This is a genomic window from Micromonospora sp. B11E3 (assembly GCF_039871625.1).
In the GTDB taxonomy this organism is placed as follows: domain Bacteria; phylum Actinomycetota; class Actinomycetes; order Mycobacteriales; family Micromonosporaceae; genus Micromonospora.
Map to the genome: position 1 here is coordinate 1 of NZ_JBDPMC010000027.1, position 14,402 is coordinate 14,402.

At 68.2% G+C, this 14,402-nt stretch carries 7 protein-coding genes and 1 pseudogene; 1 reads left to right on the top strand and 7 read right to left on the bottom strand.

Annotation, left to right across the window (positions count from 1 at the left end; genetic code table 11):
* Positions 1 to 4,377: pseudogene (locus ABGB16_RS15825) on the bottom strand (hypothetical protein); the annotation flags it as partial.
* A 737-nt stretch (positions 4,378 to 5,114) separates the two neighbouring features.
* On the opposite strand from ABGB16_RS15825, the gene ABGB16_RS15830 reads away from it, so the two are divergent.
* Complete coding sequence (locus ABGB16_RS15830) at positions 5,115 to 5,294, top strand: hypothetical protein (protein ID WP_347668811.1); 180 nt, start codon at positions 5,115 to 5,117, stop codon at positions 5,292 to 5,294.
* Positions 5,295 to 6,166: 872 nt separating this feature from the next.
* On the opposite strand, the gene ABGB16_RS15835 is transcribed toward ABGB16_RS15830, so the two are convergent.
* The 6 genes from ABGB16_RS15835 to ABGB16_RS15860 all read right to left on the bottom strand — a co-directional run bounded on the left by ABGB16_RS15835 (position 6,167) and on the right by ABGB16_RS15860 (position 14,317).
* Positions 6,167 to 7,066 carry a carbohydrate ABC transporter permease gene (locus ABGB16_RS15835; RefSeq protein WP_347668812.1) on the bottom strand — a complete coding sequence of 300 codons (900 nt, stop codon included), beginning with the start codon at positions 7,064 to 7,066 and terminating at the stop codon, positions 6,167 to 6,169.
* Positions 7,063 to 8,046 carry a sugar ABC transporter permease gene (locus ABGB16_RS15840; RefSeq protein ID WP_347668813.1) on the bottom strand — a complete coding sequence of 328 codons (984 nt, stop codon included), beginning with the start codon at positions 8,044 to 8,046 and terminating at the stop codon, positions 7,063 to 7,065. Before ABGB16_RS15840 ends, ABGB16_RS15835 begins: the two co-directional genes overlap by 4 nt.
* 73 nt (positions 8,047 to 8,119) lie before the next feature.
* A complete protein-coding gene (locus ABGB16_RS15845; RefSeq protein WP_347668814.1) occupies positions 8,120 to 9,406 on the bottom strand; it encodes an extracellular solute-binding protein in 1,287 nt (428 codons plus the stop codon).
* Between the two features lie 745 nt (positions 9,407 to 10,151).
* Positions 10,152 to 11,528 (bottom strand): MFS transporter, encoded by a 1,377-nt coding sequence (locus ABGB16_RS15850; RefSeq protein WP_347668815.1) that lies wholly within the window; start codon positions 11,526 to 11,528, stop codon positions 10,152 to 10,154.
* A 174-nt stretch (positions 11,529 to 11,702) separates the two neighbouring features.
* Complete coding sequence (locus tag ABGB16_RS15855; protein WP_347668816.1) at positions 11,703 to 13,199, bottom strand: NAD-dependent succinate-semialdehyde dehydrogenase; 1,497 nt, start codon at positions 13,197 to 13,199, stop codon at positions 11,703 to 11,705.
* Positions 13,196 to 14,317 (bottom strand): alcohol dehydrogenase catalytic domain-containing protein, encoded by a 1,122-nt coding sequence (locus ABGB16_RS15860; RefSeq protein WP_347668817.1) that lies wholly within the window; start codon positions 14,315 to 14,317, stop codon positions 13,196 to 13,198. The genes ABGB16_RS15855 and ABGB16_RS15860 overlap by 4 nt, the downstream gene beginning before the upstream one ends.
* Positions 14,318 to 14,402: the final 85 nt, after the last annotated feature.

A 14,402-nucleotide genomic window follows, 5' to 3' on the forward strand; every position in this document is an offset into this window, starting at 1 on the left:
GTCCCGCACCAACACCGGATCAGCGACAACGAACGCCGACAACACGCAATACCCATCAGCCGGCACCGCGAACTCCAACACCGGCCGGCCAACCCCATCCACACCTTCCAGATCCAGAACCAGATCCGGGTCCGGGTCCAGAACCAGATCCGGGTCCGGGTCCAGAACCAGATCCGGGTCCAGGTCCAGATCCGGGTCCGGGTCCGGGTCCGGGTCCGGGGCCGGGGCCGGGTCCGGCATCCATAGATCCTGCGTGAATGCCGGGTTAAGAAGCGCCGGGTCAACAGAAGACAGGCCGTGATCTTCCGTATCCCGATCGTCCGGCGCGGTCACGTCGTCCCCCACCACCGACGGCCACGCAACACCCACCCCTGACACCCCAGACAGCGGGTACAAGGAATCGACCTGATCGCCCCCCGGCTCCCAGCCCTCATCGAGCGTCGGCGTACTACCCATTCGATCCAGATGACCCGGGTCCGGGTCCGGGTCCGGGCCCAGGTCCGGCATCCGCAGATCCTCCACGAATGCCGGGTCAAGAAGCGCCGGGTCAAGATAAGACGGGTCGTGGTCTTCCGCATCCCACTGTTGCGGGACCGCCGCGGTCGCGTTGTCCCCCCCCACCGACGGCGCCCACGCGACATCCACCTCCGGCACCCCAGACGGCGGGTACAAAGAATCGACCTGTTCGGTGCCGTCCGGTGGCGTCCACCCCCAGCCGGGCGGCAGTGCCGACAGTTCCACCCCTCCCGGACCTGGACCCACACCCAGGTCCAGGTCCGGGTCCGGGTCCGGGTCCGGGTCCAGGTACGGCATCCACAGATCCTCCACGAATGCCGGGTCAAGAAGTTTCGGGTCAAGATGAGACAGGTCGTGGTCTCCCGCATCCCGCTGTTGCGGGACCGCCACGGTCGCGTTGTCCCCCACCCCCAACGGCACCCACGCGACACCCATCCCTGGCATTTCGGACAGCGGGGACTGGACCTGTTCGGTGTCCTGCGGCGGCTCCCACTCGTCGAGCTTTGGTGTGTCCAGATCCATCCCATCCAGATCCGGGTCCCATACGTTCTGGAATTCCTGATCACCAGACGCCAGGCCAGACGGATCGCCGTTGCCCGCTTGACCGGATGGCAGTCCGCCGCTTGAAGAGTCGGCCGGGTCGGTGGAGGTGGTGAGCATCGCGTGGGACGGGCCGCGTGGCGGGCTGGTGGAGGCGAGCAGGAACGCGCTGGTGTCGGTGTCGGTCGTGGTTGTCGGTTGCGGGTGGCCGGTGGTCTGGCCGAGCAGGTCGGTGATGGTGGCGGGCCGGCCGTTCCCGTCGAACGCGGCCACCCGGGTGCTGGATGCGAACAGGTGTCGCAGCCACGGATCGCGTATCGGATCGTTCGGCTCGGGTCGGTCGGCGGCGTCGGGCAGTAGAGGGTCCCGCACCTGGATTCTCGGCGGCCCGGATTTTTGTGGCTGGCTGTGGAGGGCGAACACGTGCTGCGGTTCGTTCGGTGGCGCGGCCCTGACCACGACCATCGACCCCGGCGCCGCCTTCAGCGCGGCCAGCACGTCCTGTCCCGCGACCCCGTCGGGGTGGGCGACGCGCTCGGGTACCGTGTCGAGGATCTCCATCAGTTGCGGCCAGCCCATGGTGGGCGCGAGCCGGCCGTCCGGTCCGATGATCCGGTCGTCGAACACCGCCCGGTTGCCCAACCGTTTGTACACGGTGTGGAACACATCGAGAGTGGCCGCCACGCACCACCACAGGTTGCCGCTGCTGCCGGCACGCACCTGCTCCGCAGCGGCCCAGTTGGCGACCCGCTGCCCGGACTCGAACATCCCGACGGCCTGCCCAGTTGCCGCAACGGCCTGCCCGGTTGCCGCGACAGCCGGCTCGCCGTGTCTGCCGGGGTCGCCACTGACCGGTTCATCCCGCGACGAATCCGCGTCGCTGAGACCGTGCTTACCGGGCACCCCACCAAGCGACTCGTCCGGCGAGGACACGTCACTGATCGAAATTGTGTCGCTGGTGTCGAGGTTGCTGAACACGCCGTCGCTGGAGACAGACATGCCACTGGCGCTGTCACTGTCGCTGTCGTTGGCGTTGGCGTTGGCGTTGGTGTTGGTGTTGGTGTTGTGGTGGATCGGCGTGTCATCGGCGCGGGAGGCAGCGCCAGCCGGCACCGTGCTACGGGCGCTGGCCGCGTCCGGCGTCCCAGCCGTGCCCGGCGTGCCCGGCGTGCCGGGGGTGGCGCTGCCGGCGGCCTGGGCGAGGACCTGGTGGTATCCGTTGACCCAGTCCCGTTGGAAGGATCCGTGGCGGGCCGGCTTGACGCCGTACTGGTGGGCCAGGTCGGTGAACTGCTCTACTGCCTGGCGGGTCGCGGCTGCGGTGTGCTGCTCGGGCGTTATCGGCACGGTCGGCGCGCCGGCGCGCCCGCTTTCTTGAACGTCGACGGTAGCCAAGTTGGCGGCCGGTGCGGGGGCGCCGGGGATGGTCGCGGCCGTGAAACGGGCGGGCAGGTCGGTGACCGCCTGCCGGACCACGTTCACCACGGCACTCACCTGCGCGGCGTCGGGACCGGCCACCACAGCGGGCAGCACGGGTGCGGAGGTACCGAGGATCGCATCGAGGCTTCGGTCCACCCGGTCCCGCACGGCGCTCTTGACCGCCTCGATCGCGGCGGCGGACGGCACCGCCGCCCCGGCACCTGCCGGCACGCCGGCGCCTGTCGGCGTGCCAACGGCCCACGAGGTGCCAGCGGCCGTCGGTAGGCCGGCGGCGAGGTACCGGTCGATGTGGTGTTCGGCGGCCAGGTGCGCGATCGCGCGCAACGCCTCCAGGTCGAACGCCGCCGGCAGCGCCGCGACAACCTGCTCCGACCACACCTCGGCCGGGATCTGCTCACCCGCGGACGCCAACGCCTCGGCCATCCGGGCCACCGCCCGCTCCCGGACACCCGTCAGATACCCCTCGGTGAGCGCGGTACCCGGCAGACCGACCGCAGACAGGAAAGCCAGAACAGCCGGATCACCCTGCCGGGCGTCGACCCACCCGGCGAAAACCCGCTCGATCGGCACGGCAAGCGCAGCCATGCTCTTGCCCGCCCGAGCCACCCCGGCCAGCAGCCCACCGTAGCGGTCCACCAGATCCTGCTGGAACCGATACCACTGCTCGACCACCGGCACACCAGCTGCCACAACCCACTGCGGCGCCGGCGCAGCCGGCACCGACAGCGACGGCACCGACCACGACGGCACCGACGGGTCCGGGTTCGGCGTGGGCAACTCCAGGCTCAGCGGCGTGGGCGGCGGCGTGGGCAGGTTCGACGCCGGCCGCGGCGGCAGGGTGGGCGGCGGCGTGGGCGGCGCGGCCTGCGTGCCGGCACCCACAGCCGTCGGATCATCGACCCCAGTCTGGTAGCCCGCGGACGTGTCCCCACCAACCGGTGTCGCCCCCACCGGCAGGACCGGCCTACCGTCCGGCGTGAAATCGATACGAGGCACCTGCACCCGGGGCTGCATCACGGCGCGACTCAACACGAACCCGAGCCCGCTCGCGGCCGACCCCCCCGCCCCCGACAGCGCCCCGGCAACAAAATCCGCACCACTGACGGCGAAGTACCCGCCGACCATCAGGCCGGAAAGCCCACCGAAGAGCCCCTCCATACCGGTCTCCAACACGGGCCGCGTCAGCAGATCGGTCAACAGAATCCTGGTGGCATCCGACACGCCCAGCTTGCTGACAGCGCCGGCGACAGCGCCAGCGACCTTACCCAACGCCGGCCCCGCCACCGTGCCGAGGAACGCCACCGCCCCCGCGAACGCCGCCTGCTGACCGACCGCCGACCAGTTCACCCCGGACTGCAGACCATCGGTCATCATCGACACCTCGGCCAGCAGCGCAGAACCCGGCATGAACAACATCTGCATAGCCGTGCCGCTCGCCGCCGAGCGGACCAACGCCGAACGCAGGACCGCCTGGATGACGGACCGTGTCTGGGCGACGTGTGCCGCCGCCCCCACCGGATTCCAGAACCACATCGCGGCGGCGACGGCGAACTCGGCCTGCATGAAACTGAACATGGCCACCGCCAGACGCTTGCCCTTCTCCGTCTCGAGGAAGAACTTCTTCTCCGCCTCGATCACGGCGAGCAGCAGGTCAGCCGTCTCGGCCAACTTCCTCACGAACGGAACGGTCTGGGCCACGAACCGGTCGAAGACCTCGCCCTCACCCGCCTCCCCGACCGCCCTGATCGTCTGCTCCAGCAACGGACCAAGCACCGTACGCACCCGATGCTCCAGCACCTCGGCCGTGCCGATGTCACCCCACAACAACGGCAGCTTCGCCCGGGACAACTTGAACCCGGTGAACCCTTCCAAAACCCGCATCGAGCTCTCGTCGAGCTCAACGGTCGGAACGGCGGCGGCCAACGCGCAACGCTCCCTTCCCCGCCCCGGATCAGGGGCACCCAGTGCGGATCAGTCAACCGCGCTGACCGCCACCCAGCCCCCGACCACCTCGTCGGCGATGACCTCGGCACTGCCCCCACCCGGCGGCCGAGGCCCCAACTCCCCGCCCCGCAACCCGACCGACGCCTCCACCGCCACCCAAGATGTCGATCACCGAGAGCCACGCACCCCTCACCGTAAAGTGACGGTAGTCGACATCGGCGACACGAGCCATCCCCACCCACACGTGAACCACCACACATCCAGGCCAGCCGGCCGCCTGACCGCCCACCACACCACTCACACCGGCTCACGGCGCAGGTCACGGCCGGTTCTGTCAGCACACCCGCCGCCGCGACAGCCCCGGCCGGCCCGGCGGCGACCATCTGACCGCGAGCCGCCCTCCGCCCCTTCCGTCAGGGCTTCACCACGCCTTCACCACCGCGCACCCCGGAGCAGCACGCCAGGGCGCCGCCCGGTCGGCTCACAGCGCAGGTCAACGGCCGTCTGACAGACCCGGCCGACCAGGTCGCGAAAGCCAGACTCCCTCCCTGTGGGAGGGGGATCTCTCCTTCTCTCCCCATCGCGATCTACTGGCCGTGGTCGATCCCATGCCCCGTGGCGCTCCTTCCTCGTTGAACCGGTTCCAGGCCAGGGCGCGAAGGGAGTGCGAGAGCGTGGCGGCGGGCGAGGACCACCACGGCGGGCTGCCAGGCGGCGACGAGCCGATCAACGCCGGCCGGGGCTGGAAACGGCAGGGCCGCAACGACAACGGGTACCCGCGGCCATACGTCCTGCCGGTCAGTTCCCGGCTGCGCGGCAACCAGGGCCGCTTCCCGCGCGCCCGGCGTGGTTGAACGGCAGCGGTCCGCCCGGCCGGGACACGCCGGCGCGGCCCCCGCCGCGACGGCCGCTGATCTGGACGCCGAACTGGAACAGCTGCGAGCCAGGGCCGCACGCATCGCCAGCCAGATCGCCGCCCTCAACCGGCGAATGAGCGAACTGCGACGGCAGATCGAGGCCCACCAGCGACACCGCCACGGCTGACCACGGAAGGCGGTCACACCAAGGCATCGCGACCAAGCGGTCCAGCAGCCCCGCCGAGCTGTTCGATCCTGGCCGCAATGTCGGCCGGTCCCGGCCGCCGTGTCCGCCCAGGTTACGGCCGCTGGCTGCCTTGTACGCGGCACACCCTCTTGCATTCTCGGCCCGACCGCTAGGGGAGGGGCACGCGGTGCGGGGCGTGAGCTTCGAGGTGCGCGGCCAGCGTCGCGACGAAGAAGTTGTCGACCAGCGTTGCCAGGGCGTTGCCAACAGCCTGACGTGCCGCAGCGCGCCGACCGGCCCGGCGATTTACGGAAGCTCCCGAGGAACCTTCCGGGGCAGCTCTCGGGGAACCACCCGGGGACCGTTGCGCCGGGTGTCGCGTCCGGCTCAACGTTGCGGATGATCAGGCGGTGACCAACGGTCCGCAAGGCAGGTCCGGACGCTGGCGGGCCGAAGTGTCCGGACCTACGTTGCAGTTCTCCGACTCAGGTTCGCCGGCTGCGAACAGGCCCGTCCGAGAATGTCCTGGTCATCGCGTCGGCCCGCAATGTAGGCCCGGACTCCGCAAGGTCATCCGCAAGGTAAATCCGGACTCCGCAATGTTCGCGTGGACGCGACACCGGGAGTTGCTACCCCCCCCGGGCCCGTCGAGCATCGGTGGGCCCGGGGGAGGCGTCCCTCGTCAGCCCTTGACGGCGCCGCCCACGATGCCGCGGACGAAGTAGCGCTGCAGGAGGAAGAAGACCCCCAGCGGCAGGGCCATCGACACGAACGCCGCCGCGCCGAGCAGGTACCAGCCGCCGCCGAGGGAGTTGACGAGGTTGGCGATCGCCGCTGTCATCGGCAGGTTGTCCGAGTTCGCGAGCCCGATGTAGATCAGCGCGACGAGCAGGTCGTTCCATACGAACAGGAACTGGAAGATCGCCAGCGCGGCGAAGGCCGGCACGCTCATCGGCACCGCGAGCCGGAAGAACGCCGTGACGTGGGAGGCGCCGTCCATGTACGCCGACTCGAAGACGGCGCGCGGCAGGGAGCCCATGAAGTTGCGCAGCAGGTACACCGCGAACGGCAGGCCGTACCCGGTGTGGGCCAGCCAGACGGACAGGAACTGGCCGGTGAGCCCCCACTCGGCGAACAGCTTGAGCACGGGGATGAGGGTGGTCTGGAGCGGGACGACCAGCAGCCCGACGACCACCACGAAGAGCAGGTCGCGGCCGGGGAACTCCATCCAGCTGAACGCGTACGCGGCGAACGCGGCGACGAACAGCGGGATGATGGTCGCCGGGATCGCGATGAACAGGCTGTTGACGAACGCCTCGCCGATCCCGCTCTGCTGGAAGACGTCCCGGTAGTTGTCCATCGTGAAGTGGTACGGCGGGGCGAACGCCGTCCACCAGCCGGAGGTGGACAGCTCCGACTGCGGCCGGAACGAGCTGACCAGCAGCCCGACCGTCGGCACCGCCCAGAGGACCATCAGGGCGACGACCGCCAGGTGCAGCGCGAGGCGGCGGCGGGGGCGGGCCGGCCGGCGGGCACCCGCCCGAGCCGTGCCGGACGCTTTGGGCGTGGCGACTGCGGTCAACGGATCGACTCCTGGGTCCGGAACTTACGGATGTTGAACGCCATGATCGGCACGATCGCCAGCAGCAGGACGACGGCGACCGCGCTGGCCCGGCCGAAGTCCCCGAACGTGAACATCTGCTTGATCATGAGGTTGGCGACGACCTCGGTGTCGTAGTTGCCGCTGGTCAGCGTGTAGACGATGTCGAACATCTTGAGCGAGGTGATGATCATGGTGGTGGAGACCACCGCCAGGGTCGGCCCCAGCAGCGGGAGCGTCACCCGCCGGAAGACCTGCCACTCGCTCGCGCCGTCCACCCGAGCCGCCTCGAGCAGTTCGGGGTCGATCCCCTTGAGCGCGGCGGAGATGATGACCATCGCGAACCCGGTCCACATCCACACCATGACCGCGATCAGCGCGAACGTGCTGAGCCGGAACCCGGGCGACTGGAGCCACCCGACCGGCCCCAGCCCGAGCGTGCCGATCAGCGCGTTGACCGTGCCGGTCTGCGTCGAGCCCGGCGGCTTGTAGTCGTACATGAACTTCCAGATCACGCCCGCCGCGACCATGCTGATCGCCAGCGGCAGGAAGATGATGCTCTTGGCCAGGGCCTCGTACCGGACCCGGTCGACCAGCACGGCGACCAGCAGTCCGATCCCGACCGTGAAGGCGGTGAAGAAGACCAGCCACAGAACGTTGTTGAGCAGGGAGCCCAGGGCGTCCGAGTTGGTGAAGAACCAGCGGTAGTTGTCCAGGCCGACGAACTCCTGCTTCAGCTCGTTCTTGCCGTACATGCTCCGCATGATCGTGCGGATCGTCGGGTAGACGAGGAAGAAGCCGAGGAACCCGAGTGCCGGTGCCAGCCACAGCCACGGTCGGACGCGCCGCTGCCAGCGGTTCGAGGTCGCGGCGAGCAACCGCTCGGTGAGCCAGACGTACGCGATCAGCACCGCCGGGACACCCACCACCACCTGGACCGCGGTGATCAGGCGTGAATCCACTCGTACCTCCAGGTCGGAGCGCCGGACGAAAGGGGGGAGTGGGGGCGGTCCCGCCGCCCCCACCCGCGCCGGGTCAGGACTCGTACGCGTCCTTCTGGGCGTTGTCCAGGTCGCCGAGCACCTGGTCGATGTTCTTGCTGCCGTTGGTGAGCGCCACCGTCGCCTTCCAGAACGCGTCGTTCATCGCGGTCGGCATGCTGTCCGAGGCGTCGAACACGAAGGTCTTGGCGTTGGCCAGGATCTCGGCGGACCGCTTGCTGACGTCGTCCGGGTAGCTGGCGGCGTTCTTGTTCGCCGACAGGGCCCCGCCGGCCTTCACCCAGATGTCCTGCGCCTGCGCCGTCACCAGGTACTTCATCAGCGACTTCGCGGCCGGGGTGTCCTTGAACATGCCGAAGAGGTCACCCGCGCCCTCGACCGCGCCCGAGTACTGCGGGTCGATGTCGGGGAACGGCATGAAGTTGTAGTCCGTGCCCGCCTTGTGGGACTTGAACTGGCTGAACCCGGTGATGAAGCTCGCCTGGTGCAGGAACTGGCAGCCGGCCGGGCTGGCGAACAGCGGGTCGCCGGCGTTGCCGAAGTTCGTGGCCACCGCCGTCTTGCCGCCGCCGTAGCCGTTGGCGACGACCTCGTCGACGTACATCTGGAAGGCCCGGCGGATGGCCGGGTCGGACCACTTGACCTTGCCCTCGTACCACTTGACGTAGACCTCCGGGCCCGCGGTGCGCAGCACCAGGTCCTCGATCCAGTCGGTGGCCGGCCAGCCGGACGCGGCGCCGGACTCCAGGCCCAGGCACCAGATGTTCTTCGCCTTGCCCTGGTTGGCCTTCGCCTGGGTGGTCAGGTCGGCCCACGTCTTCGGCGGGTTCGCGCCGTAGTCGTACACCTTCGGGTTGTACCAGATCAGCCCCTTGATGGCGGCCTTGATGAAGACGCCGTGGATCTTGCCCTCGGTCTTGCCCAGCTCGACCAGCGCCGGCGCGGTGTCGGCCCGGTACGTGTCGATGTCCAGCACGTCGTCCAGCGGCAGCAGCTTGCCCGCCTTGGCGTACTCGGCCATCTGGCCGGGGCCGGGCAGCCCCGCGAGGTCGGGCAGGACGCCGGAGGCCACGCCCGTGGTCAGGACGGTGTTGATGTCCCGGGTGCCGGTGTACTTGACCTTGGCGCCGGTCTGCTGCTCCCAGGGCTCGACCATCTTGAGGAAGGCGGCCTGCTCGTCGCCGCCCCACGTGCCGATCACGTTGACGGTCTTGCCCTTGAGGTCGGTGTCGTCGGAGGACGAGCCGTCCCCGGTGGAACAGCCGGTCGCCGCGAGGGCAAGGACGGCCACCGGGACCATCCGTCGCAGCCACGGGTTCATGCGTACTCCTTCTGCTCGCTCGGTGCCTTGACTCCGCGGCCCTGCGGGAGCCGGGAGGGTAGGCCGCCCCGCGTCGCGCGTGGCGGGCACTCCCGGTCACCGGTCACCGTACGTCCCGTAAGGGGCCCAGCGCGTCGGCGTTTGTGCAGGCTGCGGTGGGTGCTGCCGGGATCGGTGCCGCTCGTGGCGGCCGAGAACCCTGAATGCCCGGGAGATTTAATCGAAGGTCACCGGGGTGTGCAAGGGACGCCGGAGCTCCACAGGGGACTGATGCCGGTTCGAGATCATGCTAATGCGCACAAGCCGCAGAAACCGGAGAGGTCCGCACGCGGGACCGCCGGACGCGCGGCGGCTCCGACCGGATCCGGCGGATCACGGTCGGGGCGCGGTGTCCACGTGGGAGTGTGTGAGCCGGTGAGTCGTCCGGCCCGCCACGGTCCTGCCAAAGCCAGGACCGTGGCGGCTCGGTAGGAACCAGACCCGGTCAAGCTGGATCAGCCTGAGCGCGTGATCGAAGCGCTCAAGCTGATCGCTGTTTCGCTTGCGTGGGCGCGGTCAGCGCGGCGGCCAGCCGGTCGCGCGCCGGCTCCGGCAAGGGCGAGGCGTAGGGATGGTGGGCACCCGCACTGCGCGCGACCGTCTCCGAATTCTCCGGAGATGGTGTTCGCCGGGTTACAGAGAGAGAACCGCCCCCGGTGGGAGCCGGAGGTGAGGAGGGCCGTGCTCCCTGGCAGCTTCTGCTCCGTCATGCATGGGCGCCGGCCTTCTCGTCGGCGAGGATCCGTGCGTCGGCCTCGTCGACAGATACGAGCGAGATGCCCTTGGTTTCCCTGGCGACGATGACGGCGACGCCGGTGACCAGGCAGGCGAGCGCCAGGTAGATAGCGATCGGAACGGACGAGTGGTACCTGCTGAGCAGGCTGGCCGCGATGATCGGCGCCAGCGAACCGGCCACGATCGACGTCACCTGGTAGCCGAGGGAGACACCCGAGTACCGCATGCGCGTCGGGAACATCTCGGCCATGATCGCCGGCTGGCCGGCATACATGAGCGCGTGGAACACCAGGCCGATGATGATCGCTGCGAGGATGACTGCGTTGTGCCCGCTGTTCATCATCGGGAAGGCGAAGAAGCCCCAGATGCCTGCGCTCAGTGCGCCGATCATGTAGACGGGACGGCGGCCGATGGTGTCGGAGAGGCGCCCGACGAGCGGGATCACCGCGAAGTGCACGGCGTGCGCGATCAGCATCCACCAGAGGATCTGCGCGGTGTCCGTGTGGACGACCACCTTGAGGTAGGTGATCGAGAAAGTCACCACGAGGTAGTACATGACGTTCTCGCCGAAACGCAGACCCATCGCCGTCAGCACGCCGCGTGGGTAACGCTTGAGCACCTCGAAGACGCTGAACGACGTCTCCTTGACGTGCTCCGCTTCTTTTTGCGCCTGGATGAAGATCGGGGCGTCTGTCACCTTCGTGCGGATGTAATAGCCAACGAGGACGATCACGGCCGACAGCCAGAACGCCACGCGCCAGCCCCAGCCGAGGAACGCCGAATCGGACAGTGTCGTCGTCAGGATCAGCAGGACAGCGGTCGCGACGAGGTTGCCTGCGGGTACGCCGGCCTGCGGCCACGACGCCCAGAAGCCGCGGGACAGGTTCGGGCTGTGCTCGGCCACCAGCAGCACCGCGCCACCCCACTCGCCGCCGACGGCGAATCCCTGGATGAAGCGGAGGGTGACGAGCAGGACGGGGGCCCAGTAGCCGATCTGACCGTAGGTGGGCAGGCAGCCCATCAGGAAGGTGGCCACGCCGACGAGGACGAGACTGAACTGGAGCAGTTGCTTGCGGCCGAACTTGTCGCCGAAGTGACCGAACACGATGCCGCCGAGAGGCCGGGCGACAAAGCCGACGGCGTAGGTTGCGAATGCCGCGATGATCGCGTCGAGTTCGTTGCCTCCGGCCGGGAAGAAGACCTTGCTGAACACAAGCGTCGCCGCGGTTCCGTAGAGGAAGAACTCGTACCATTCGACGACGGTGCCGGCCATGGATGCGCCGACCACCCTCTTTAGACCCGATGGTGGGGCTTCGCTCTCGGGTTTCGGCTTGTTGTCGACGCTCATCGTGGATTCCCTCTCTTTCAAATAGTGACAAACACCGCTACGTTGGACGTGAGTTGTCGTCCGCGTGCGCAGGATCCTGACGCCCAGGACGGGCGACAAAGTGGGTGAATCAGACTGGGGCACACCTGCCCGTCGGATGAACTCTGCGGGCGTGGCCCCTCTACTGGACGTAGGTCATAGTCCAGAGATGCCGACGTACATCGTCTCCAGGTATTCGTTGATTCCATCGCTTCCGCCCTCGCGTCCGATGCCGGAGTGCTTCACTCCACCGAAGGGCGCGGCGGGGTTCGAGATCACACCCGAATTCATGCCCAGCATCCCGGTTTCCAGACGCTCGGGGAGTCGGAGCCCGCGTCCTACGTCACGTGTGTACACGTATGCGACCAGACCGAATGGAGTGGCATTGGCCAATGCAACGGCCTCGTCCTCAGTGCGGAAGGTGACGACCGGTGCTACCGGGCCGAAGATTTCGGTGGACAGAATCTTCGCGTCGCTCGGTACCTCGGTCAGAATGGTCGGCTGGTAGAACCATCCGTCCCCCGGAATTGGGGAGCCGCCGGTCGCGACTTTGGCACCCCGGCTCACTGCATCGTCGACCAGGGCCGAAACCTTGCCGCGGCTCTTCTCGTCGATCAGCGGGCCCAGCTCCACACCTTCCTCGGTGCCGCGGCCTACGCGTTTGGCCTCGAAACGGGCGGCCAGGCGCTGCACGAACTCGCCGGCAACGTCCTCGTGCACATAGAAGCGGTTGGCCGCGGTGCACGCCTGTCCGATGTTGCGTAGCTTCGCCGCGAGCGCGCCTTCGATCGCCGCGTCGATGTCCGCGTCCTCGAAGACCAGGAACGGTGCGTTGCCGCCCAACTCCATCGACGTGCGCAGCACGTTGGCGGATGCCTGTTCGAGCAGTTTCCGGCCGACTGCGGTCGAGCCTGTGAACGACAGCTTCCGCAGCCGCGGATCAGCGATCAGCGGTCCCGCCGCAGCTCCCGCGTGAGTCGTGGGTATCACGTTGATCACGCCTGCGGGCACGCCGACTTCTTCGAGGATCTGTGCGAACAGCGAGGTTGTCAGCGGTGTAAGTTCCGAGGGCTTGACGACCATCGTGCATCCTGCTGCGAGCGCTGGGGCGATCTTGCGTGTCGCCATGGCGAGTGGGAAGTTCCACGGCGTGATCAGCAGGCAGGGCCCCACCGGCTTTTTCAGCACGAGCAGACGTGAATTGCCGTCGGGTGATCTCGTGTAGCGACCGTCGATGCGCACCGCCTCCTCGCTGAACCAGCGGAGGAACTCGGCACCGTAGGCGACTTCACCTTTCGCCTCGGACAGCGACTTTCCCATTTCCATGCAGATGAGGAGCGCGAAGTCGTCAACCCGGGCGAGGACCGCCTCGTACGCCTTGCGGAGTAACTCGCCGCGAACTCGCGGCGGCGTCGCTGCCCATAGCTCCTGTGCCGCCGTGGCCGCGGCGAGCGCGGCGCGTGCGTCGTCCGGTGAGGCGTCGGCAACCGACACCAATACCTGGGCAGTGGAGGGGTCGTCCACCGTGAATCTTGAACCGGTCGACGATTCACGCCATTCGCCGGCGATGAACAGCCCTGTGGGTATTGTCGCGAGAAGTTCCCGCTCGCGTGGTGTCCTCTTTTGTTGATGCCCAACAAGCTGTGCGGTCATGCGGTTACGCCGTTCTCGAACAGGATCACCTGGCGGACGGCGGTGCCGTCAGCAAGGTTGTCCATCGCCTGGTTGATCTCGTCGAGCGTGATCGTCGACGAGACGAGCACCTCGACCGGCAGCCTTCCCTTACGCCACAGTTGGGCGAAGATAGGGATGTCCCGTGAAGGGACGGCCGATCCGAGGTAGCTGCCGACGATGGTGCGCGCTTCCGCGGTTATCCCGAGCGGGGTGATCGTGGCTGTTGCGGTGGGCGCGGGCAAGCCGACAGTGATCGTTTTGCCGCCCGTGCCGGAAACCTGCACCGCAGTTTCGAATGCGCGGGCGTTCCCCGCCGCCTCGATGACGATCGGTGCTTTGAGGCCGGCCTCGATCGCTTCTTGCGGTGTGTACACGGCGGTCGCGCCCAGCTCACGGGCGCGCTCGAGTTTGTCGGCAACAGCGTCGATGCCGATCACCGGGCCGCGCCCGAGCGACACCGCGGTGATCAGTGCGGCCATGCCGACACCACCAAGTCCGACGACGACGACGGTGTCACCTTCCTGTGGATCACCGGCGTTGATGACGGCGCCGCCCCCGGTGAGGACCGCGCAGCCGAGGACGGCCGCAATCTGCGGTGGGATGTCGTCATCCACCGGCACGACAGAACGGCGGTCGACGACCGCATGGTCGGCGAAGCCGGAGACGCCCAAGTGATGATGCACGTCCCCACCGTCGCGGTGTAGTCGGCGGCCTCCTCCGAGCAGTTCGCCGGCGTTGTTCGAGGCCGAACCGGGAGTGCAGGGCAGCCTCCCGTTGGTCCGACAGTTCGCGCACTCGCCGCATCGCGGCAAGAACGCCATCACGACCCGCTGGCCTGGGCGCAGATCGTCCACTCCCGACCCGACCTCGACGACCCGCCCTGCGGCCTCGTGCCCGAGGAGCATGGGGACGGGACGGACCCGGTTGCCGTCCACGACGGACAGGTCGGAGTGGCACAGCCCCGCGGCCTCGATCTTGACCAGAAGCTCTCCAGGTCCGGGCGGATCCAGGTCGAGCTCACAGATGCCGATCGGCCGGGACTCAGCGTAGGGCCGCGACATGCCGATTTCCTCGAGTATGGCTCCGACGATCTTCACGCCGAATCACTCTCCTTGCAGTGGGTTTCTGTGTTGCATGGCCGTTGCAGCGACCGCCGCCAGATGTCGCGAGCGCGCTGGCAAC

Excerpts from the sequence above, each read along its gene's own strand:
- ABGB16_RS15845 (WP_347668814.1), bottom strand. The coding sequence starts at position 9,406 with ATGAACCCGTGGCTGCGACGGATGGTCCCGGTGGCCGTCCTTGCCCTC.
- ABGB16_RS15855 (WP_347668816.1), bottom strand. The coding sequence starts at position 13,199 with ATGACCGCACAGCTTGTTGGGCATCAACAAAAGAGGACACCACGCGAG.
- ABGB16_RS15850 (WP_347668815.1), bottom strand. The coding sequence starts at position 11,528 with ATGAGCGTCGACAACAAGCCGAAACCCGAGAGCGAAGCCCCACCATCG.